This is a genomic window from Mesorhizobium sp. P160187, from assembly GCF_057766425.1.
In genome coordinates this window covers 698,020-720,518 of sequence record NZ_JBYMDX010000004.1, presented here as the reverse complement: position 1 = coordinate 720,518, position 22,499 = coordinate 698,020, and the positions used below count along the sequence as shown (strand labels likewise).

General features: G+C 62.8%; 19 protein-coding genes. 8 read left to right on the top strand and 11 right to left on the bottom strand.

Features of this window, described 5'->3' with window-relative positions:
* Positions 1–125 precede the first annotated feature (125 nt).
* The 3 genes from dnaE (at position 126) to AC3CCE_RS20550 (ending at position 5,172) form a co-directional block, all read left to right on the top strand.
* Positions 126–3,653, top strand: coding sequence for a DNA polymerase III subunit alpha (dnaE, locus tag AC3CCE_RS20560; RefSeq protein WP_352625719.1), 3,528 nt, complete (start codon positions 126–128; stop codon positions 3,651–3,653).
* Positions 3,654–3,822: 169 nt separating this feature from the next.
* Positions 3,823–4,221 carry a nuclear transport factor 2 family protein gene (locus AC3CCE_RS20555; protein WP_352625721.1) on the top strand — a complete coding sequence of 133 codons (399 nt, stop codon included), beginning with the start codon at positions 3,823–3,825 and terminating at the stop codon, positions 4,219–4,221.
* Between the two features lie 147 nt (positions 4,222–4,368).
* Positions 4,369–5,172: a potassium channel family protein gene (locus AC3CCE_RS20550; protein WP_352511645.1), complete on the top strand. Its 804-nt coding sequence runs from the start codon at positions 4,369–4,371 to the stop codon at positions 5,170–5,172.
* A gap of 7 nt (positions 5,173–5,179) precedes the next feature.
* On the opposite strand, the gene AC3CCE_RS20545 is transcribed toward AC3CCE_RS20550, so the two are convergent.
* A complete protein-coding gene (locus AC3CCE_RS20545) occupies positions 5,180–6,061 on the bottom strand; it encodes a DMT family transporter (RefSeq protein WP_352511644.1) in 882 nt (293 codons plus the stop codon).
* A gap of 182 nt (positions 6,062–6,243) precedes the next feature.
* Here AC3CCE_RS20545 and AC3CCE_RS20540 point away from each other — a divergent pair, with 182 nt between their 5' ends.
* A complete protein-coding gene (locus AC3CCE_RS20540) occupies positions 6,244–6,750 on the top strand; it encodes a hypothetical protein (protein ID WP_023701193.1) in 507 nt (168 codons plus the stop codon).
* A 6-nt stretch (positions 6,751–6,756) separates the two neighbouring features.
* Here the strand turns inward: AC3CCE_RS20540 and AC3CCE_RS20535 are convergent, their stop codons facing one another.
* Positions 6,757–8,085 carry a DNA polymerase IV gene (locus tag AC3CCE_RS20535; protein WP_352511640.1) on the bottom strand — a complete coding sequence of 443 codons (1,329 nt, stop codon included), beginning with the start codon at positions 8,083–8,085 and terminating at the stop codon, positions 6,757–6,759.
* A 67-nt stretch (positions 8,086–8,152) separates the two neighbouring features.
* Here AC3CCE_RS20535 and AC3CCE_RS20530 point away from each other — a divergent pair, with 67 nt between their 5' ends.
* Both AC3CCE_RS20530 and AC3CCE_RS20525 read left to right on the top strand, forming a co-directional pair.
* On the top strand, positions 8,153–8,728 hold the full coding sequence (locus tag AC3CCE_RS20530; RefSeq protein WP_023681576.1) for a GNAT family N-acetyltransferase: 576 nt from the start codon (positions 8,153–8,155) through the stop codon (positions 8,726–8,728).
* Between the two features lie 98 nt (positions 8,729–8,826).
* Positions 8,827–10,314, top strand: coding sequence for a hypothetical protein (locus tag AC3CCE_RS20525; protein WP_352511638.1), 1,488 nt, complete (start codon positions 8,827–8,829; stop codon positions 10,312–10,314).
* A gap of 24 nt (positions 10,315–10,338) precedes the next feature.
* On the opposite strand, the gene AC3CCE_RS20520 is transcribed toward AC3CCE_RS20525, so the two are convergent.
* Positions 10,339–10,992 (bottom strand): hypothetical protein, encoded by a 654-nt coding sequence (locus tag AC3CCE_RS20520; RefSeq protein ID WP_352511636.1) that lies wholly within the window; start codon positions 10,990–10,992, stop codon positions 10,339–10,341.
* Positions 10,989–11,285 (bottom strand): DUF3572 domain-containing protein, encoded by a 297-nt coding sequence (locus AC3CCE_RS20515; RefSeq protein WP_352511634.1) that lies wholly within the window; start codon positions 11,283–11,285, stop codon positions 10,989–10,991. The genes AC3CCE_RS20520 and AC3CCE_RS20515 overlap by 4 nt, the downstream gene beginning before the upstream one ends.
* A 239-nt stretch (positions 11,286–11,524) precedes the next feature.
* Here AC3CCE_RS20515 and AC3CCE_RS20510 point away from each other — a divergent pair, with 239 nt between their 5' ends.
* Both AC3CCE_RS20510 and AC3CCE_RS20505 read left to right on the top strand, forming a co-directional pair.
* Positions 11,525–11,896 (top strand): response regulator, encoded by a 372-nt coding sequence (locus AC3CCE_RS20510; protein WP_023667574.1) that lies wholly within the window; start codon positions 11,525–11,527, stop codon positions 11,894–11,896.
* A 24-nt stretch (positions 11,897–11,920) separates the two neighbouring features.
* Positions 11,921–13,294 carry a PleD family two-component system response regulator gene (locus AC3CCE_RS20505; protein WP_352511632.1) on the top strand — a complete coding sequence of 458 codons (1,374 nt, stop codon included), beginning with the start codon at positions 11,921–11,923 and terminating at the stop codon, positions 13,292–13,294.
* A gap of 409 nt (positions 13,295–13,703) precedes the next feature.
* Here AC3CCE_RS20505 and rpmG read toward each other — a convergent pair whose 3' ends face one another.
* From rpmG to topA, 7 genes are all read right to left on the bottom strand, one after another.
* On the bottom strand, positions 13,704–13,871 hold the full coding sequence (gene rpmG, locus AC3CCE_RS20500; protein WP_006201775.1) for a 50S ribosomal protein L33: 168 nt from the start codon (positions 13,869–13,871) through the stop codon (positions 13,704–13,706).
* A 324-nt stretch (positions 13,872–14,195) separates the two neighbouring features.
* A complete protein-coding gene (locus AC3CCE_RS20495; RefSeq protein WP_488377186.1) occupies positions 14,196–14,651 on the bottom strand; it encodes a YqfO family protein in 456 nt (151 codons plus the stop codon).
* Between the two features lie 117 nt (positions 14,652–14,768).
* Positions 14,769–15,944, bottom strand: a complete 1,176-nt coding sequence (locus AC3CCE_RS20490) for an MFS transporter (protein ID WP_352511630.1) — start codon at positions 15,942–15,944, stop codon at positions 14,769–14,771.
* 79 nt (positions 15,945–16,023) lie between these two features.
* On the bottom strand, positions 16,024–16,764 hold the full coding sequence (locus AC3CCE_RS20485) for an NUDIX hydrolase (protein WP_023815376.1): 741 nt from the start codon (positions 16,762–16,764) through the stop codon (positions 16,024–16,026).
* Positions 16,765–16,851: 87 nt separating this feature from the next.
* Positions 16,852–17,304 carry a DUF983 domain-containing protein gene (locus AC3CCE_RS20480; protein ID WP_027050375.1) on the bottom strand — a complete coding sequence of 151 codons (453 nt, stop codon included), beginning with the start codon at positions 17,302–17,304 and terminating at the stop codon, positions 16,852–16,854.
* A complete protein-coding gene (gene rnr / locus AC3CCE_RS20475) occupies positions 17,304–19,610 on the bottom strand; it encodes a ribonuclease R (RefSeq protein WP_352511628.1) in 2,307 nt (768 codons plus the stop codon). Before rnr ends, AC3CCE_RS20480 begins: the two co-directional genes overlap by 1 nt.
* Before the next feature lie 4 nt (positions 19,611–19,614).
* On the bottom strand, positions 19,615–22,278 hold the full coding sequence (gene topA / locus AC3CCE_RS20470) for a type I DNA topoisomerase (protein WP_352625729.1): 2,664 nt from the start codon (positions 22,276–22,278) through the stop codon (positions 19,615–19,617).
* Between the last annotated feature and the right edge of the window lie 221 nt (positions 22,279–22,499).

The window sequence follows — 22,499 nt, the reverse complement described above, 5'->3', positions numbered from 1 at the left end:
TCTCTGAGCCGAGCGGCTGGGTACGGAAGCCTGTGGTCGGTGGTCATTTGTGCTGGACTGGCATCGCCCGGTCCGGGACAATACATCTCCATCGACTCAAAGCCCTTCGAGCAATTTGATACATCATGGCGGATGACAAACTTCCACGCGATCCCCTGAAGCGCGAAGCAGCGCTCGCTGCTGCGCGCCCTGAGGCACCGGCGCGGCGGTTCATCCATCTGCGCGTGCATTCGGCGTATTCGCTGCTCGAGGGAGCCTTGCAGGTCGCCGCCGTTGTCGGTCATGCCGTCAAGGACGAGTGCCCGGCAATCGCCGTCACCGACACAAACAATCTGTTCGGCGCGCTTGAGTTCGCCCAGAAGGCGGTGAAGGAAGGCATCCAGCCGATTATCGGCTGCCAGATCGATCTCGCCTTTTCCGGCGAGACCAGTGACGCACAGCGCGACCGCCGCCGCCACGGGCCGGAGATGAACGCCGTGGTGCTGCTCGCCGCCACCGAGGTTGGCTATAGCAACCTCGTCAGGCTGGTCAGCCAGGTCTATCTGGAGACGCCGCCGGGCGAGCCCGTACATCTGACGTCAGCAATGCTGGAAGGCCATAGCGATGGCCTGATCTGCCTCAGCGGCGGGCCGCGCGGCCCGATCGGCCGGGCGCTGAAGGAGGATCGCCGAGATCTTGCCGAGACGCGGCTTCTGGCACTCAAGGCGCTGTTCGGCGACCGGCTCTATGTCGAACTGGACCGCGTTTCCGGCTATGACCGCGCCATCGAGAAATCATCGGTCGATCTTGCCTATATCCATGATCTGCCGCTGGTCGCCACGAATGAGGCGTTCTTCGCCGCCCGCGACGACTATGACGCGCATGATGCTCTGATCGCCATTGCCGAGGGTTCGGTGGTTGCCGCCGACAACCGTCGCCGGCTGACTTCGGACAATTTCCTGCGCAGCCAGGCGGATATGGCGCGGCTGTTCGCCGACCTGCCGGAAGCGATCGACAACACCGTCGAGATCGCGCTGCGCTGTTCCTATTATCCCAAGACCCGCAATCCGATCCTGCCACGCTTTACCGGCGGCGATGTCGCCGACAATGAGGTGGCGCTGAAAGCGGAGGCCGATGAGCTACGCCGGCAGGCGCATGAGGGGCTGGAGGCCCGGCTGGCGGCGCATGGACCCACCGCCGGCTACACGGTCGAACAATACCGCGAGCGGCTCGATTTCGAGCTCTCCATCATCGAGAAGATGAAATTTCCCGGTTACTTCCTGATCGTGGCCGACTTCATCAAATGGGCGAAGGCGCAAGGCATTCCGGTCGGGCCGGGCCGTGGTTCGGGCGCCGGATCGCTGGTCGCTTATTCCACCACCATCACCGATATCGATCCGCTGCGCTTCTCGCTGCTGTTCGAGCGCTTCCTCAATCCGGACCGCGTGTCGATGCCCGACTTCGACATCGACTTCTGCCAGGATCGGCGCGAAGAGGTCATCCGCTACGTCCAGCAGAAATATGGCCGCGACCAGGTGGGACAAATCATCACCTTCGGTACGCTGCAGGCGCGCGCGGTGCTGCGCGACGTCGGCCGCGTGCTGCAAATGCCTTACGGCCAAGTCGACAAGCTCTCCAAGATGGTGCCGCAGAACCCGGCCAATCCGGTCAAGCTGGCGGATGCCATCGCCAACGAGCCGCGCTTTGCCGAGGAGGCCGAGAAGGAGCCGATCGTGCAGACGCTGCTCGATATGGCGCAAAAGCTGGAAGGGCTCTACCGCCACGCTTCGACGCACGCCGCCGGCATCGTCATCGGCGACCGGCCCTTGTCGGAACTGGTGCCGATGTACCGCGATCCGCGCTCCGACATGCCGGTCACCCAGTTCAACATGAAATATGTCGAGCAGGCCGGGCTGGTAAAATTCGACTTCCTCGGCCTGAAGACGCTGACGGTGCTGGAGACGGCGGTGAAGCTGATCCGCCGGCGCGGCATCGAGATCGACCTGGCGACGATCCCGCTCGACGATCCTGAAACCTACGCCATGCTGTCGCGCGGCGAAGTGGTCGGTGTGTTCCAGGTGGAAAGTGCCGGCATGCGCAAGGCGCTGATCGGCATGCGGCCCGACTGCATCGAGGACATCATCGCGCTGGTGGCGCTCTACCGTCCCGGCCCGATGGAGAACATCCCGACCTACAATGCCAGAAAACATGGCGAGGAGGAGATGGCCTCGATCCATCCCAAAATCGACCATCTGGTGAAGGAGACGCAAGGCGTCATCGTCTACCAGGAACAGGTGATGCAGATCGCGCAGGAACTGTCGGGCTATTCGCTCGGCGAAGCCGATCTGCTGCGTCGCGCGATGGGCAAGAAGATCCGCGCCGAAATGGACAAGCAGCGCGAGCGTTTCGTCACCGGTGCGGTCGAACGCGGCGTCGGCAAGCCGCAGGCCGACTTCATCTTCGACCTTCTGGCCAAGTTCGCCGACTACGGCTTCAACAAATCGCACGCGGCCGCCTACGCCGTCGTGTCCTACCAGACCGCCTATCTCAAGGCGCATTACCCCGTCGAGTTCCTGGCGGCGTCGATGACGCTCGACATGGGCAATACCGACAAACTCGCCGATTTCCGCCAGGATGCGCTGCGTCTCGGCATCGAGGTGGTGGCGCCGTCGGCGATGACCAGCTTCCGCAATTTCGAGGTCGGCGAGAACCGCATCTATTATTCGCTGGCGGCCCTCAAGGGCGTCGGCGACGCTGCGGTCGAGCACATCGTCGCCATGCGCGGCGAAAAGCCGTTCAAGAATCTCGCCGATTTCTGTGAAAGGGTCGATCCCAAGATCGTCGGCAAGCGCGTCTTCGAAAGCCTGATCATGGCCGGCGCGCTCGACTGCTTCGGCCACGACCGCGCCCAGATGATGGCCGGCGTCGAACGGATGATGGGGCTGGCTTCGCTGGCGCAGCAGAATGCCATTTCGGGCCAGCACGACATTTTCGGCGCGTCGCTCGGCGCGCAGCAGCAGGCGCTCAATTTGCCGCAGACCGATCCGTGGCTTGCCGCCGACCGGCTGCACCGTGAATTCCAGGTCGTCGGCTTCTATCTTTCGGCGCATCCGCTCGACGAGTACAAGGCGGCCCTGCAGAAGATGCGCGTGCAAAACTGGGGCGAGTTCTCGGCTGCGGTCAAACGCGGTGCCGCCGCGGGCCGGCTCGCCGGCACCGTCACCACCAAGCAGGAGCGCAAGACCCGAACCGGCAACAAGATGGGCGTCATCGCCTTTTCCGACACATCTGGCCAATATGAAGCCGTGCTGTTTTCGGAAGGGTTGGCGCAGTATCGCGATCTGCTCGAGCCCGGACGTTCGGTGGTGATCACCGTTTCGGCCGAGGATAGGCCCGAAGGGGTCAATCTGCGCATCCAGACGGTGCAGTCGCTGGAGGATGAGGCCAGCCGCATCCAGAAGGCGCTGCGCATCTTCGTGCGCGATGCGGCTCCGATCGGCATGCTGGCCGGCCAACTGGCGGTGAAGGGCGAAGGCCAGGTCAGCTTCGTGCTGATCAAGGAGGCCGGCCAAGGCGAGATCGAGATCGAATTGCCCAACCGCTACCGCATCTCGCCGCAAATCGCGTCGGCCATGCGCGCGGTGCCGGGGGTGGTCGAGGTCGAGCTCGTCTAGGCTGCGCTGATATACACGGCAGTCGCATCGACGTCGGCCAGTGCATGACGGCCTAAAGATGCTCTGGGCCTGACATTGCAGCCGATAGGGCCAGCGTGCGGGGCGTGGTTGAACTGACCTTCCTTTGAACCACATGCGTTGAGCAGAAACTTCACAGGAACGCACAATCATGCCCAGCCGCGAACGCGTCGAAGCCTTCCTCAAGGAGGTGGTCGAAGGCTGCCACGTCAAGGCGATCGCCGACTTCTACCATGACGATGCCACCATGCAGGAAAATCTCGGCGTCCCGCGGCGCGGCAAGGAAACACTGATGGCGCATGAGCAGGCAGCACTCGACCGGATCGAGAAGATGCACACCCATCCTGTCCAGACATTCCTGGTCGATGGCGACAATGTCGCCATACGCTGGACCTTCGACCGTGTCGACAAGGCCGGCACCGTGCGCCGGCTGGAAGAGGTGGCCCTGCAGCGCTGGCATGGTGACCGGATTGCGGAGGAGCGGTTCGTCTACGACAACGCCTCGGCCTGGCGCCTCGTGGGGCCGGACGGCAAGGTGGTGGAGGGGTGACGATCACCGGGTCAGGTCATGATGAGATTTGGTTGAAATCTCATCATGATCTAACCCTTTGTTGGAGCATGATCTTTTCCAAAACCGGCACCCACTTTTTGGGATCATGCTCTAGACGGCCCCGGCTGGGACCGTTACGCACTTGTGATGAAGGCAGCCGAGAAGGACGGATTGCAGCAAAACTCAGCGATGGCGCGGCTGCGTGACAGGCTGCGCAAGCTCTATCACGGGCGCACGCCGGTGGCGTTCCGGTTTCAACTGGCGGCGGTCATCATCGACCTCGCCATCATCGCCTTCTTCGTTGCCACGCCGGTGCTCCAGGACAAGCCGTCATTCCTGTGGCTCGACTATACCGTCGCCGCATTGGTCGCCGCCGACCTGATTGCCCGGCTGTTAGCCTCCAACGACATGTTGCGGCTGATGAAACAGCCGACATCCTGGGTCGATGTCTTCATCCTTTTGACGCTGCTGATGCCGACGGCGCTGGCAAATCTGGCGTTCCTGCGCATCCTGCGGCTGTGGTCGCTGTCGCGCAGCGGGTCGCTGTGGCGGCATTTCGAAATGCGTGGCTTGAGGCCCTGGCGCGAGGCGAGCCACGCGGTCATCAACCTGTTGACGTTCCTGTTCGTCATCACCGGCTTCGTCTACACCTTCTTCTTCCGCACCGGCGCCGGCCTCGAAAACTACATTGATGCGCTGTATTTCACCGTTGCCACGGTGACGACCACCGGTTTCGGCGACATCGTGCTGCCGGGGATCGCCGGCAAGCTGACCGCGATCGCCACCATGATCATCGGCATCTCGCTGTTCGTCAGACTGGCGACGGCGATTTTTCGACCCGCCAAGGTGTTCTTTCCCTGTCCGCAATGCGGACTGCAACGGCATGAGCCGGACGCCGTGCACTGCAAGGCCTGCGGGCATCTTCTCAACATACCGGATGAGGGGAATTGACCGACCGCTACGAGGCCGCGACCTCGGCCGGCTTTGGCGCCTTGCGCTGCAGGTTGAGCAGGTTGCCCATCAGGATCAGCAGGGCGCCGCCGGCTGTAAAGATGTCGATCTGCTCGCTGTAGAGCAGCCAGCCGATCAGCGCCGACAGCGGCACGCGCAGGAAATCCATCGGTGAAATCACCGTAGCGTCGGCATAGGTGAGGGCACGCGCCATGCAGAAATGCGACGACATGCCGGTGAAGGCAATCAGCAGGATCCATGGCCAGAGTTCGAGCGGTGGGTTGCGCCATCCATAAAGCGCCGGGATCAGGCCGACCACCGACTGGATGATCAGCATCCAGAAGATGATGCGCACGACGCTGTCCGTGCGGGTCAGCGACTTGACCAACACCACCGATACGCCAAAGCACACGGCCGCGCCGAGAACGACGAGGTGACCCGGATCCATGGAGCCGACGCCGGGGCGAACGATGACCACCACGCCGATCAGGCCAAGCACGACCGCCGCAATTTTCGGGCGGGAGAGCCTTTCGCCAAGAAAGGTCACCGCCAGGATCGCGGTCCAGATCGGTGTGGTGAATTCGATCGATATGAGCACCGCAAGCGGGATCAGCGTCAGCGCATAGAGCCATGCCGCCTGGCCCGTATAGTGGATGACATTGCGAGCGATATGGGCCAACGGGCGCTGCGTGAGCATTGCGGCGAATCCGCCGCTCATCATCACCAGCGGCAACAGGATGAAGAAGCCGATTACCGAGCGCAGTTCCAGCACCTGGAAGACGTTGAGCTCGGCGGTGGTTGCGCGGCCGGCGACTGACATCGCCAGAAACGAGGCGATCGACAGCGCCATCCAGAACGCGGCTTTGGGGATCGATGGGGAAGGTGCCATAGGCGCTATGTCGCAAGCCGGGACTTCTATCGCAACCGTTAGGCGACGCATTCGACTGGGCCAGACCGTTGCAAAACAGCCATGCTGGAAGTGGAACCTGACGCAACGGCAGGCGTTGGTTCCCGGTATTGGCCAATTGCTGGACGCATCGTTTCTTCAACATCAACGGGGGAAAGGTTCCGATGAAATCATTCGCGCGGTTTCTGCTAGCCGGCTGCCTGCTAACTGCAAGCGCCGCGGCCCATGCCGACGAGGCGAATTTTCTCAGCTCCTTGCAAGGGAATTTCTCCGGCAAGGGGACAGTCAAGGTCACCACCGACGCACCGACGATGAATGTGTCCTGCACCTTCAATTCAGACGCGACCTCGAGCTCATTGTCGCTTGACGGCAATTGCCGTGGTCTTGTCGTGGTGACGCGCGCCATCAGCGCCAATCTGAAGGCCCGCGGGGCGACGTATACAGGCGTCTATGTCGGGTCGCGCACCGGGCCGGCACAGCTCGCCGGCAGCCGCTCCGGCAACGCGATCAGTCTCGGCATTCGCTGGGCGGCGGAGGTCAATGGTGATCGCAAGGCGCGGTTGACGGTCGAGAAAACCAGCGGCGACGGAATGCGATTGACCGTTACCGACGTCGATCCGAAAACCGGCAAGAACGTGGTGACGAGCCGCATCGATCTCAAGCGTATCTAAGCCGTCTCACTCCTCGATCGGCTCCGGCGGGTTGGCGTTGCGGCCTTTACCGAAGGTGTAGCCGGTTTCCACCGCCTTCTTGCCGAACTTGTCGCGCAGCGTATCGATGGCGCTTTCGGCCATGGCGCGCTTGCGCGAGCCGACGTCGACGAGATCGGGCGGATCGGCCTTCTCGTCATCCGAGAGATCGCTGACACCGATGCCAAGCAGCCGGTACTTTGTCCCGTCCGCCTCCTTGCGCAACAGCTCGAGCCCGGTCTGGAAAATGCGGTCGGCCAGCCGGGTCGGGTCGCCGAGCTGGCGGTTGCGGGTACGCAGCTTGAAATCCTGCGTCTTCAGCTTCAGCACCACGGTGCGCCCGGCAATGCCTGACTTCTTCAGCCGCGCCGAGACCTTTTCCGACAATCCCCTCAGCACTGGAACCAGTTCGCCCATTTCAGCTATGTCGGTGTCGAAAGTGGTTTCGGCCGACACACTTTTCGCATCCTGGTCGGGATCGACACGGCGGTCGTCCTGGCCGCGCGAGAGATGGTAGAGCCGGGTGCCCATCACGCCATAGCGGCGCATAAGATCGGCGCGCTCCATGCGCTGCAACTGGGCGATGCTGCGGATGCCGTCGCGTTCGAGCGTTGCGGCAAAAGCCTTGCCGACGCCCCAGATCAGCGTCACCGGCTGTTCGGCCAGGAAACCCAGCGCCTCGGCTTCGCCGATCACCGAAAAGCCGCGCGGCTTGCGGAAATCGGAGGCAACCTTGGCCAGGAACTTGCAGTAGGAAAGGCCGGCCGAAACGGTGATGCCGATTTCCTTTTCGACGGTCTGCGCAAAGCGCGCCAGCACAACCGCCGGCGGCATGCCGTGCAGGCGCTCGGTGCCGGCAAGGTCGAGAAACGCCTCATCGATGGAGAGCGGTTCGACCAGCGGCGTGAGCGCCTGCATAAAGGCGCGGACATCGCGGCCGACGCGGACGTATTTCTCCATATTGGGCGGGATGACGACCGCTTCCGGACAGGCTTCGAGCGCCTTGAACATCGGCATTGCCGAGCGCACCCCCTTGATGCGGGCGATGTAGCAGGCGGTGGAGACAACGCCGCGCTTGCCGCCGCCGATGATCAGCGGCTTGTCCTTCAGCGCCGGATTGTCGCGCTTTTCGATCGCCGCATAGAAGGCGTCGCAATCGATATGCGCCAGATGCAGCTGGTAGAGCTCGGGATGGCGGGTGAGTCGAGGGCTGCCGCAACGCTCACAGCGCCTGGTATCGCTGCGCTGAAAGGTCAGGCAGTCGCGGCAAAAACCGTGCTCGGGATTGTTGACAGGGGCCGCCATCGCTGCGAACATAAAGAGAACAGATGCAATGGTACGTCAGGACGGAAGCCGCCACAAGCGGTTAGCCGGGAGAGAACTCATGAGCACCACCATAGCGCCGCTGGCGCCTGACCTATGGGCGGATTTCGAGGATCTTTTCGGCAAGCAGGGCGCCTGTTACGGCTGCTGGTGCACGCATTTCCGGATGGCGCCGGCGGTCCGACGGGCCAGCGACAAGCAGCGCAACAAGGATCATATCAAGGCGCGTATCGAGGCCGGGCCGCCGCCGGGGCTTTTGGCCTTCGAGGACGGCCAGGCGGTCGGCTGGATGCAGATCGGTCCACGCGCCGACGTGCCCGAATGGAACAATCGGGGCCGGGGCTCGGCGCCGGTCGATCCAACGGACGCCGTAGATCCCGGCGTCTGGGCCATCTCCTGCTTCTTCATCCGCGCCAGCGCGCGCGGCCGGGGCGTCAGCCACCGCCTGGTCGAGGGCGGCATCGCTTTTGCCCGCCAGAACAAGGCGCGGCTGGTCGAGGCGTGTCCGATCGACGTGTCGCGCGATTCGCGTTCGATCGGGCTGTTCGTCGGCTCGTCGCGTGTGTTTGAAAAGGCCGGCTTCGAGCGGCTTGTCGAACGCAAGGCCGGACGGCCGCTGATGCGGCTGGTGTTGTAGTCTAATTACGTCGGCGTTTGTTGATGTCCTGTGGAAGCTGTAGGTTGGTTTCATAGCAGACGAACGAAGCGTTCCTTTTTGGTCAAATGGAGAATTTTGTGAACCGTGTCTTGCCGCTTGCTTTCCTTCTCGCCCTCAGCGCTCCTGCCTTTGGCCAGGCTGTCGATGCCCAAGGTGCCAAGCAACTTTCCGATGAGCTCTCTCGCTATGTCGGCAAACAGGCGCTCAATGAAGGCATTTTGAAGATCTCAGCCGAGGAGGGTGCCTACAAGATCACCTTCGATGTGAAGGCGCTTGTGGCGAAGATGCCGAAGCAGGATCTGAAGCGGTTCGATTTCCCGCCCGTCACGCTGCGGGTCAAACCGCGCAGCGACGGAGGCTGGGAAGTCGCCTCGGATTTCTCTACGACTGGGTCCATCGAGGTAAATGGCCCAAATGGCCTGAACACCGGGCAAATCGTTGTCAAGGATGGCAAGTTCACGGGCGTCTATGACCCGGAACTGGCGGCATTTACCAGCGGCACCAGTTCGATTGCAGGCATGACGATGACGTCGCGCCAAGTCAGTCAATTGACCGATTTGAGCGTGGGGCTGGGCTCTTCCAAATTTGACGCCAGCAAGTCGGCCAACGGCGGCGTCGATCTTAATTTCACACAGGCGATGGCGGACTTCGTCGAAACGGTCAAAATCGATGACCGGTCAATCGCAGCGCTCCGGGCACCGGAGCTCGCTGTGAACGTGACCGCTAAGGCCATTCAGACCAAGCCGCTTCTGGATCTTTTGGCGTTCGCCGTCGCCCATGAGGACGAGGCCCGGCTGAAGGCCGATCAAGCAGAGTTCAAAACGCTTCTGCTCGGTGCGCTGCCGCTATGGGAACGGATCGATGGGACCTACGCATTCAAAAACCTTGCCATTGAAACATATGCCGGCAATTTCGGCGCGGCGCAGCTGAACACCGTTGTCGGCATGGACGGCATCACCAAGGACGGCAAGATCAGCTACGCATTCAAGGTTTCCGGCCTGACAATACCGCAGCAGATGCTGCCCAGTTGGACCGTTGCGTTGCTGCCGACGGATCTCGACCTGAATTTCGGCGGCGCCAACATCGATCTCGACAGTATGGCTCGGAAAACCATAGAAACCCTCGATTTCAGTAAGGATCCACCGCTTCCGGCAGATTTCGGCGATCAGATTTCCGCCAATTTCCTGGCCAAGACACCAAAGTTCGTGCTTGGACACAGCACGGTCAAGAATGGCGACATAGAGGTCGCCATGGAAGGCGAAATGACCTTCCCCGACAAGAAGCCCGATGCCAACGTGACCATCGACGTCACCGGCTACGACGAGATCGTGGCAAGCCTGCAGGAGGCGGCGAAGACCGACCCGCAAGCGTCGCAGGCTTTCACAGGGGCGCTTGCCATCAAGGGATTCGCCAAGACGCTGCCGGGCGGTCGTATCGAATGGGTGATCAACGCCAGGCACGACGGGTCGGTGACGGTCAACGGCGCCATGCTGAAGGGGCCTGATCCGGTCGTGGAAGACAACACCGATCAGGATGCGAGCCCTGGGACAGCAACGAAGCCCTGAGCGCTGGACTCAGAGGCGACTAACTCAGAGCCCGAGCGCGCTCGCGATCTTCGGCGCGGCCTCGTGCCAGTCCTCGACGGAGATGATGTCGTCCGGCACCGGCGGCAGGAAGGCGCGGAGCGAATTGTCGGCCATCAGGTGGAAGAGATGGGCTTCGGCAACCGAGTTGCGTGCCGAGATGAGATTGGTGGGCTGGTCGTCGACAAAGGCTACCGGCCGGCCTTTGCTACCACGCAACTTGGCCACCGCCGGTCCCTTGGCCATTTCGGTGGTCAACAGGGGATAGGGCAGACCGAGCGCATCGAGATGGGCGCGGCGGGCGGCGCGATGCCGGTGCGGCATGGCGGTCAAAAGGACGATCTCGACGCGGTCGCTGAGGCTGGCAAGCGCTTGTTCGGCACCGTCGGTAACGCTCTGCCAGTCGGCCTGCGTATCGAAGAAATCTCCGAGAAGTGCCGTCACCTCCGGCTGTTCGATCAGCCGGCCGCTCGCCGTTTCGGCAATGTTGCCGGTGAGACGGAAGGAGGCCAGGGTCAGGCCGAAGCCGCGCGATTTCAGGAAATGCGGAAACGGCCGGATGAATTCGAGCACGACATCGTCGACATCGAGGATCAGCAGAGGCCGGTCGTCGGCTGCAAGTTCGGCGATCTGGCGTGCCGTCTCGGGATCGTCGCTCATATCGAATGCTCATGGTCGTCGCCAAGAGGCAGCGCGCGCAACGCCTTGCCGACTGAGGCCGGCGGAGTGTCGGTTTCCTCGGCAAAGCGCAGCAAGGTCGGCTCGTGGGCGAGGATGAACTGCAGCACGCCGGCAAGGAATCCCGGTTCGGCCGCGGCGCGGCGGATGGCGGACGCCTCGATGCCGGTGATGGCCAGGAAGCGCGGCAGGAGTTCGGGGTCGGCGGCGACGAAGCCCAGTGCCTTCACGGCAATGGTTTCCGCTTCCTCGCGCATTGACGCTGCGTTTGCCATCACTACTTTCTCGTTGCGGAAATGAGTCTCTTTTCCGCAGTAATCGCAAGCGTCGCCTGCGGCAAGCCACAGCCCCGATCCAATGTGGTTTTCGAGGTGGAATCCGAATGGCTTTTGCCGCTTCGGGTTTCCATTTCGTCAATCATATTGCCTTAAGAGTGAGCGAGGGTTTGGTGTGCTTCGACAAGGGCGGATAGCGGCAGGGCTTCGGGCAGAAGCCTGGCCGGGACGGGAAATCGATGCCTAAGAAGGTCATGATCGTCGAGGACAACGAGCTCAATATGAAGCTCTTTCGCGACCTCATCGAAGCCAGCGGTTATGAAACGGTTCGCACGCGCAACGGGCTCGAGGCGCTCGATCTGGCGCGCCAGCACAGGCCCGACCTGATCCTGATGGACATCCAGCTGCCCGAAGTGTCGGGGCTGGAAGTGACGAAATGGCTGAAGGAGGACGACGACCTCCATTCCATTCCGGTCATCGCCGTCACCGCCTTCGCCATGAAGGGCGACGAGGAACGCATTCGCCAGGGCGGTTGCGAGGCCTACATCTCCAAGCCGATCTCGGTGCCGCGTTTCATCGAGACCATCAAATCCTATCTCGGTGATGCCTGATGCCTTCAGCCGGAGCCTTGTGACATGACCGCGCGGATCCTCGTCGTCGACGACATCCCTGCCAATGTCAAACTTCTCGAGGTTCGGCTGCTGGCCGAATATTTCGAGGTGTTGACGGCCTCCAACGGGCCGGACGCGATCGAGACCTGCGAAAACGGCAAGGTCGATGTCGTGCTGCTCGACGTGATGATGCCCGGCATGGACGGGTTCGAGGTCTGCAAGCGGCTGAAAAGCGATCCGGCGACCGCGCATATACCGGTGGTCATGGTGACCGCGCTGGGCCATGTTGCCGACCGGGTGCGCGGCCTCGAGGCAGGCGCCGACGACTTTCTCACCAAGCCGGTCAACGATCTGCAACTGATGACGCGGGTGAAGAGCCTGGTCAGGCTGAAGTCGCTGACCGACGAGCTGCGGCTGCGCGCATCGACCACCCGCAACATCGGCATCGAGGCGCTGTTGAGCCGCAGCTTCGCGTCGGAGGACGCCACGCCGAAGGTGCTGTTGATCGACGAGCGCAAATCGTCGGTTGAGCGCATCCAGAACATGCTGCGCGGCAGCGCCGAGCTCGACATTGCCACCGATCCGCATGCCGGCTTCTTCCAGGCCGCCGAGGCGCCCTATGAGTGCGTGCTGATCTCGACCGGCTTTACCGATTTCGATCCGCTGCGGTTGTGTTCGCAATTGCGTTCGCTCGACCGCACCCGCTTCCTGCCGATCATCCTGATTGCCGACGAAGGCGAGGAGGGCCGCATCATCAGAGGCCTCGAACTCGGCATCAACGACTATCTGATGCGGCCGATCGACCAGCAGGAGCTGACGGCGCGGCTGCGTACCCAGGTGCGGCGCAAGCGCTATAACGATCAGCTGCGCGCCAGCGTCGCCCAGACCATCGAGATGGCGGTGACCGACGCATTGACCGGGCTGCACAACCGCCGCTACCTCGACAGTCATCTGCAGACGCTGTTCGACCGCGCCGTGGCGCGGCGGCGGCCTCTGTCGGTGATGATCACCGATCTCGACCGCTTCAAGACCGTCAATGACTCGCATGGCCATGATGGCGGCGACGATGTGCTGCGCGAGTTCGCAAGGCGGCTGCGCAAGAACGTCAGGGGCATCGACCTTGCCTGCCGCTTCGGCGGCGAGGAATTCGTCGTTGTGATGCCGGACACGGACGGCACGGTGGCGGAGAAGGTTGCCGAGCGCATTCGCGCCGAAATCGCCCAGCTGCCGTTTGCCATCGGTCCTGACGGCAAGGCGATCGAAGTCACGGTCAGCGTCGGCGTGTCATCGGTTCTGAAGGGCGCGGACACGGTCGCGGCGTTGATGAAACGTGCCGACGTGGCGCTCTACGAAGCCAAAAGTGGCGGCCGCAACCGGGTCGTCGCCAAGGCAGCGTAGGCTAGACCACCGATTATCCAGTCAATCGGACAGGGTTAGGAATTTACCTTAATCCAAGCGATTCGGCAGGCTTGGTTAAGAAACTATTGATTTTCAAACATTGTTGCGCAAATGTGCGGTGCAAGAACAAGGGCGATGCGGGCACGAGGGTAGACAGCCGCATCGCTTCGCCGAATACCCCATGATGCTCAGGTCCGCCGCATCTCCTGGGTCCGTGGGGTCGGCCGGCCGGCGCTGGCACATAGTGGCCTCCTCGTACCGCTGCCATACGCCGACCGGCCCCCTTTTTTGCCAAAAAATGAGATGAGCACTTCGCGCCAAACAGCGGAGGGTTCTGGCTTTTCGGGGCCTTGAATCAAAAACGCCGCCCGAAGGGGCGGCGCTTTTGACAGAGCGTATGAAAACCAGATTACTTGATCTTGGTTTCCTTGAACTCGACATGCTTCTTGGCGACCGGGTCGTATTTGCGGAACGACAGCTTGTCGGTCTTGGTACGGCTGTTCTTGCTGGTCACGTAGAAGAAACCGGTGTCGGCGGTCGACAGAAGCTTGATCTTGATGTTTGCGGCTTTGGCCATTGTATCAGTCCGTTATGTTCGTGGGGTTTTGGCCGCTGGAGCGGGGGAAAACACCCGGACGCGGGAAACTTGGCGCGACACATAAAGAACGTGCCCGGAAAGTCAAGCCCGGCGCGGCCGCCGTGTCGTAAGCACATGAGGTGTCCGGATTAGGTAGCACATGAGTTGTCCGGTTTTATCACCGGCTCGATGGAGGCTGAGGCTCAGGGCGTTCGAATCTTGAAAAGCCAAGCAATTGGCTTTTCGTCCGCTACGAGGCCGCTTCTCACCCCACAAGGAGAGAAGGTAAGGTCGCTGTTGCTCGCCCTCAGCGGGGCCGGATTTCTAGGCTTCTTCCTTAACTGGAAGCGCTTTCTTCCAGTCCCCGGTGGTGTTCCACCAGCAATTCGGATTGGCGCGGTCGTCCAGGCCCTTGGAGCGGCTGGCGAGGATTGGCTGGATGCGGATCACCGGCTCCTGGTAGGAATGCGCCTGGAAAATCGCCTCGACGACGCGGGCGGCGAGCGCCTGGTCGTCGGGCAACTCGAACGAGACCTCGACGGTGCCGGGGCGGCGGCGCAGTTCGGTTTCGACGCCAGCGGCTGCACCTTCCAGCGGTCGGTAGCGTTCGATGCCGTGCGCGGTTTGATAGGCGTTGCGGTCGTATTTGCCCATTGCCAGCGGCGCGATCGCGACCACGGCGTCCATGATGCGGTCGACATCGGCTGCCGGGGCCTGGAAGCTGACAAGCAGCAGAAGCGTCATGCGCAGAGATGTGGTTTCAAAGCCGCTGTCGATCATCGCCGTATCCTCAAACTCGGGTTTTTTGGGACACCCTTTTAGCTGAGGTCTCCTGACACGGTTCTGTCAGCAGCGGCGACATCCCGTCAGGATTGCGCAGGCTGGCGGGCGAACAGGCTACCAGATCTTGCGGACCAGCCTGGCGCTGACCAAGGCGATATAGGCGGCAAAGAACAGGCCGAGCGACCAGCCGAAGCCGGAAGGCCCGAAGGCATCCATGCCGATGCCGATCGCCTGCGGGCCAAGCACCATGCCGACACCGTAGCAGAGCACGAAGGCGGCGTTGGCCGAGGCCAGTTCATGGCCGGAGAGCTGCGAGCCCAGATGGGCAAGGCCGATCGTGTACATGGCGGCCACCACGCCGCCCCAGACAAACAGAAGCGCCGCCATCAGGTGCCAATTGCCGGCGAAGAACGGCATGAAGATGGTGCCGGCAAGTCCGACGGTGGCACAGGCCAAAAGCAGATAGCGGCGGTCTGAGACGCGGTCGCTGATCATGCCGATAGGGATCTGCAACAGCACGTTGCCGAGGCCGATCATGGTGAGCAGGAGGGCTGCATCCGCCTCGGAATATCCGATGCGGTTGCCATAGACGGGGAACAGCGCAAAGCCGCCGGTCTCGACGGCGCCGAACACCAGCACGGCGGCGGTCGCTGTCGGCACCAGCCAGATATAGCGCAGGAAGTTGCTGGTTTCGCCGTCAACCACGATTGTGGGACTTTCATTCCGTGCGGCCAGCACCGGGATTGCGGCCAGCGCGACCAGGACGATGATGACGCCAAACGGCAAGAAGCCGGTGCTGCCAATATGGGCGAAGACCCATGGCCCGGCGGCGAAGCCGAGCGACAGCACGGTGGCGTAGATGCCGAGCACCAGGCCGCGCCGGCGCGGCGGCGCCGAGGTGCTGATCCAGAATTCCGACAGGATGAACAGCACCGTCAGCGCGATGTGCAGCACGATGCGTAGTGGGAACCACATCCAGAAGTCCGGCGCGAAGTGGAAGCCGACAAAGGCGAGCGCGCCGGCGGCGATCATGGCGATCATCGTCCAGGCGACGCCGAAGCGCATCGCCAGCGGCGTGGCCAGCGGGGCGCCGGCGATCGAGGCGAGGCCGGCGACCGCGGTGTTGAGGCCGATCATCGATGCCGAGTGGCCGCGGCTCTCGAGAATAACGCTGAGCAGCGGCATGCCGAGGCCTATGGCGATGCCGACGACGCTGATCGACGAGATCGCGGCGATCATCGGTAGCCAATGTACGCGCTCGTCGCCCTCTTGCTGGGTATCGACCGTCATGGGATGCCTGAATACTCTGTCTGTTTGATATTGCGTAATTCCGGACGGAAAACCGCGTCACACTTTTCCTGGAATTGCTCTAAAGAATTTCGCGAACGAAGCGGTTGCGGACAAGCCGGTAGAACGGCACGGACCCACCGGGTCGCAGGCGCGGATCGCCGGCAAGCCGCGTCTCCAGCTCCTGCAAGATCGTTCGGGTGATGTCGGGGATATCGGCCTCTCTGGCCTTGGCGAGCGGCAGCCAGACCAGTTCTTCCAGCTCATTGGTCGGGCCGCCACCCGGCAGTTCCACGGCGACATCGCTGCGCCAGGCGCTGAAGAAGCGGGTGTCGAAACGACGCACGCGATTGGGCGGGGTGATGGCGCGGGCAATGAAGCGCAGCGGCGCCAGCGAAGGCTGGACGCCGTGCTCGACAAAGCCCTGCCAGTCGCGTTTGTCGGTTGCGAACGAGCCTTTGCGGCCGATGAGCAGGCCGGCTTCCTCATAAGTCTCGCGGATGGCCGAGAGCGCGATGGCACAGGCCCGCGACGGGCTGATGCGGCCGACGCCGGCGGTCAGCCTGGCTTCTTCCTCCGGAAGCAATGGGGTGGCAACGGCAATGCGGCTGTCGGCCGAATCGGTGCGGCCGCCGGGAAAGACGAACTTGCCGGGCATGAAGGCGTGGCCTGCATGGCGCCGGCCCATCAGCACCAGAATCTCGTCGCCCTCGCGGTCGAGCAGGATCAGGGTGGCGGCATCGCGCGGGCGTATGGGCAGGCCGCTGTGGGCGGCTGCGCCACGGTCCATCCTGCTGACTTCCGCCTTGGTCATACCTTCCATGCGCAGGACCTAGCGGAAACTTCTGGCAAACGAAAGTGGCCTTTCACGGTCGGCATGTTGCGCCAGGCGACATTGCCCTGACGCAAACTAGGTTCCGGGATGCGGCTCGGTGCCGTCTTTTTCGCCGCCGAAGCCGTGCATATAGAGCGCCCATTGCAGTCCGATGACGGCGCCCTTGACCGGTTGCAGCAGAGCGACCGACAGCACGATGGTCAACGGCACCCAAATGGCGATGTGCTGCCACATGGAGAGCGTCGACGTCGCCTCGACGCCCATGAAGGCGCCGAGAACGATGTGGCCGACGATGACGATGACGAGATAAGCGGGCAGGTCGTCGGCGCGGTGGTGGTGGAACTCCTCACCGCACGCGGCGCATTTGTCGACGCTTTTGGTGAAGCCGGCGAACAACCTGCCTTCGCCGCAATGCGGGCAGCGGCCAAGGGCGCCGCGCTTCATCGCCGTCCACAGCGGGCGGGCGACTCGGCCCGAATGATGTTCGCCCCCGAAAACCTGCTTCTGGATTCCCATTTCGCTTGCCATTATCGTCTCCTGCCGCGCGACCCCGGGCGCGATTGCGACGCGCGGGCGCGGCCTTTTGCCTTGTGAAACGACCGTTTGGAGCCGGGCAGGGGCTTCGGGTCGGTCAGCATCTCGAAACGCATCGCGCCGGCCATAGGCGCCACCTCGATCAGGCGAACCTCGACGCGGTCGGCAAGCTGATAGCCCTTGCCGGTGCGTTCTCCGAACAGCGATCGCGCGGTTTCGTCATATATATAGTAATCGCCATCCAGACTTGACACCGGGATGAAGCCATCTGCGCCAAACTGCGGCAATTGGACAAATAGTCCCGATTTGGTGACGCCCGAAATGCGGGCGTCGAAGCGGTCGTCGATGCGCTCGGCGAGGTAGGCGGCGATCAGCCGGTCGACGGTGTCGCGCTCGGCCGCCATGGCGCGGCGCTCGGTGCCCGAGATCAGCACCGCGACGTCTTCCAGCCGCGTCTCTTCGTCCTGCGTCAGCCCGCCGGGGCCGAGCTCAAGTGCGGCAATCAGCCCGCGATGCACGATCAGATCGGCATAGCGACGGATCGGGGAGGTGAAATGCGCGTAGCGCTTCAGGTTGAGGCCGAAATGGCCGATGTTCTTGGGCGAATATTCGGCCTGACTCTGCGAGCGCAGCACCACTTCGTTGACTAGCCCCTCATTGTCGGCGCCACGCACGCGCTCGAGAATGCCGTTGAACTGGGCGGGCCGCATCTGCGCGCCACGCGCCAGCGACAGGCCGAGCGTCTGCAGGAACTCGCGCAGCGATTCCTGCTTGGCCAGCGACGGCGCATCGTGGACGCGGTAGACCAGCGCCTGCTTCTTCGCTTCCAGCGTTTCGGCGGCGGCGACATTGGCCTGGATCATGAATTCTTCGATCAGCTTGTGGGCGTCGAGCCGCTCCGGGACGATGACGCGGTCGACGGTGCCGTCCGGCTTGAGCAGGATCTTGCGCTCCGGCAGATCAAGCTCGAGCGGCTGGCGGCCATCGCGGCCGCGCTTGAGGATGGCGTAGGCGTCCCACAGCGGCTTCAGCACCGTATCGAGGATCGGGCCGGTCTTGTCGTCAGGAAGGCCGTCTATCGCGGCCTGGGCCTGTGGATAGGCGAGCTTTGCCGCCGATTTCATCATGACGCGGTGGAAGGTGTGACGCAGCTTGCGGCCATCGGCGGCAAAAATCATGCGCACGGCAAGCGCGGGACGGTCCTGGCCTTCGCGCAGCGAGCACAGGTCGTTGGAGATGCGCTCTGGCAGCATCGGCACGACGCGGTCGGGGAAATAGACAGAATTGCCGCGTTTCAGCGCCTCGCGATCGAGTGCGGTGCCATAGCGGACATAGGCTGCAACATCGGCGATCGCCACCGTGGCGATCACGCCGCCGGGGTTCTTCTCGTCGAGGTCGGGCGTGGCGAAGACGGCGTCGTCATGGTCCTTGGCGTCGGCCGGGTCGATGGTCACCAGCGGCAGGTCGCGCCAGTCCTCGCGGTGAGCAAGCGTCGCCGGTTTTACCGCCTCGGATTCGGCGATGACGTCGGCCGGGAAGATATGCGGAATGTCGTGCGCGTGGATGGCGATCATCGAGACCGCCTTTTCGCTGGTCAGTGAGCCCAGCACCGCCAGCACTTTTGCGCGCGGCAAACCATACCGGGAGGCCCGCGCGGGCTCGACCTCGACAAGGTCGCCGTTCCTGGCGCCGTTCTGGAATTCCTTGTCGACGATCAGTTCGGGCTGGCGACGTTCGACCGGCTCGATGCGGAAGGTGCCGTCCTGAAGGATGCGAAACACGCCGAGCACGGCATCGGTGCGCTTCTCGAAAATTTTCATCACGCGGCCGGTATAGGCAGGCCCGGTCGCATCGTCGGTCGGGAAGGTCTTGGCCAGCACACGGTCGCCGATGCCCGGCTGCGGGCCATTGCCGCCGCGCGAGACGCGGATCGAGACGACGGGCGGTTCGCCGGTGCCTACGGGCTCGGCAGGATGCGCCAGCAGGATGCCGTCGCCGTCGCGGCCAAAAATGTCGAGTACGGCGACATGCGACAAGGCGCCGACACGGGCCAGCCGCTTGCGCTCCTTGGTCAGGATGCCTTCGTCCTGCAGGTCGCGCAGAATGTCCTTCAGCCAGATGCGGTCGTCGCCGCGCAAGGCAAACGCCTTGGCGATGTCGCGTTTTCCCGCGCGGTCGGGGTTCTCGGCGATGTAGCGCAGGATTTCGTCACGCGAAGGCCTGTAGTCGTCCTTGACCTTGGCCCTCGTGTCGGCGGTGCGCGGATCGCCGTGGCTTCTACCGGTGATCCTGCGCGCCACGCTGCTATCCCTTTTTCTTCGCCGCCGGCTTCTTGGTCGCCGATTTCTTGGCTGTGGTTTTCTTGCCAGTGGTTGTTTTGGCAGTGGTTTTCTTGGCTGTGGGGGCCTTGGCGGCTGCCGCCTTGCGGAACGGCTTCTTGCCGCCGCCCTTGGCTTCCTTCTCGGCAATCAGCGCCACCGCGTCCTCGACGGTCACCGACTGCGGATCCTTGCCCTTGGGCAGTGTCGCGTTGACCTTGCCGTAGTTGACATAGGGCCCGTATTTGCCATCGCGCACGACGATCTTGCCGCCGCCATCGGGATGGTCGCCGAGTTCCTTCAGCGCCGCCGCGGTGCCGCCATTGCGGCCGCCCTTGCCCTTCAGCTGCTTCTCGGCGATCACGGTGACAGCGCGGTTGAGGCCGATCGAGAACACATCCTCTATGCTGTCGACATTGGCATAGGTGCCATCATGCAAAACGAATGGACCATAGCGGCCAAGCCCGGCGGAGATCATCTTGCCGGATTCAGGATGCTTGCCGATATCGCGCGGCAGCGACAGCAGCGCCAAGGCCTTTTCATGGTCGATCGAGTCGGGCGTCCAGCCCTTGGGCAGGCTGGAGCGCTTGGCTTCCTTGCCGTCGCCGCGCTGGATATAAGGACCGAAGCGGCCTGAGCGCAGCGTGATTTCCTCTGCCGTGTAGGGATCGTTGCCGAGCACCTTGGTGCCGTCCTCGCCGCCGCCATTCTCGCCATTCGGGTTGGCGGCATCGCCGAGTTGGCGGGTAAAGGAACATTCCGGATAGTTGGAGCAGCCGACGAAGGCGCCGAACTTGCCGAGTTTCAGCGACAGATTGCCGGAGCCGCATTTCGGGCAGATGCGGGGATTCGAGCCATCCTCCCGCGCGGGGAACACCAGCGGCGCCAGTTCCTCGTTCAGCGCATCGAGCACGTCGGTGACGCGCAGTTCCTTGATGTCGGCGACGGCGCCGGAAAAATCTTTCCAGAAGTCGCGCAGCACGTCCTTCCAGGCGAGCTTGCCGTCGGAAATCTCGTCAAGTTTTTCCTCGAGTGAGGCCGTGAAGTCATATTCGACATAGCGCTCGAAGAAGCTTTCGAGGAAAGCCGACAGCAGCCGGCCCTTGGCCTGCGGCACCAGCCGGCGCTTGTCGATGGTGACGTAGTCGCGGTCTTCCAACGTCTTCAGGATCGCGGTGTAGGTCGATGGACGGCCGATGCCGAGCTCTTCCAGCTTCTTGATCAGCGACGCCTCGGAATAGCGCGGCGGCGGCTCGGTGGTGTGCTGGGTGGCATTGATCGCCTGACGGGCCAGCTGCTCGCCGGCACGGATCTCGGGCAGGCGACGGTTTTCCTCGTCTTCGGCGTCCTCGTCCTTCTGGTCGGTGTAGGCGGCGATGAAGCCGTCGAAGCGAACGACCGAACCGACGGCGCGAAGCTCCGCCGTGCGGGCGCCATTGACCGCCTCGATTTCGACCGTGGTGCGCTCGATCTCGGCCGACTGCATCTGGCTGGCGATGGCGCGCTTCCAGATCAGCTCGTAAAGCCGCAGCTGGTCGGAATCGAGATACTGCCTGACCGAAGCCGGCGTGCGCATGAAATCGGTCGGGCGGACCGCCTCGTGCGCTTCCTGGGCGTTCTTGGCCTTGGCTGTGTACTGGCGCGGCTTTTCCGGGAGGTATCTTGGGCCGAATTCCTTGGCGATGGTGTCGCGGGCGGCGTCGATCGCCTCCGGCGCCATCTGCACGCCGTCGGTTCGCATATAGGTGATCAGGCCGGTGGTCTCGCCGCCGATCTCCATGCCTTCATAGAGGCGCTGCGCCACCTGCATGGTGCGCGTCGCCGAAAAGCCGAGGCCCGACGATGCCGCCTGCTGCAGCGTCGAAGTGGTGAAGGGCGGGCCAGGATTGCGCCTTGTCGGTTTGGCTTCCACCGACAGAGCCTTGAAGGTCGCGCCTTCGAGCATGCCCTTGATATCGTCGGCCTGCGCCTTGCTGGCGATGTCGAGCTTCTGCAGCTTCTTGCGCTCGAACGCGGTCAGCCGCGCCTCGAAGCTGTCGTTACGTGGCGTGCCGAGGAGGGCAGCGATCTGCCAGTATTCCTCGCGGACGAAACGTTCGATTTCGGATTCGCGGTCGCAGACCAGGCGCAGCGCCACCGACTGGACGCGGCCGGCGGAACGGGCGCCCGGCAATTTGCGCCACAGCACCGGCGACAGCGTGAAGCCGACGAGATAATCGAGTGCGCGGCGAGCCAGATAGGCATCGACCAATGGCGCATCGATCTGGCGCGGATTGGCCATCGCTTCCAGCACCGACGACTTGGTGATGGCATTGAAGACGACGCGGCTGACCGGCTTGTCCTTCAACACGCGCTTCTGCTTGAGCACCTCCAGCACGTGCCAGGAAATGGCTTCGCCCTCGCGATCCGGATCGGTGGCGAGGATCAGGCCATCGGCATCCTTGACCGCGTTGGCTATGTCGGTGAGACGCTTTCCGGACGCGGTGTCGACCGCCCAGGACATGGCGAAATCCTCGTCGGGACGCACCGAACCATCCTTGGCCGGCAGATCGCGGACATGGCCGAACGAGGCCAGAACCTTGAAGTTCTTGCCGAGATACTTGTTGATTGTCTTTGCCTTGGCCGGCGATTCGACGACGACGACGTCCATGAGGTCTCATATCAGCTGTGGGGCGGCAGAAGAATTCCGCTGCGTGACGCATTCAATTGGTCGCTCACATGGCCGCGCTTTTGCGATCGGTCAAGGGCAAGCGGCCAAAATGCGGAGGCGTGTGCCGCAATACACTCTTAGAGTGTATGGAGAAGATCACAAAATTTTTGTCTGGGACGGTTCGTGTTTCGAGCCACCGGGAAAGGCGCCGCGACCAGTTC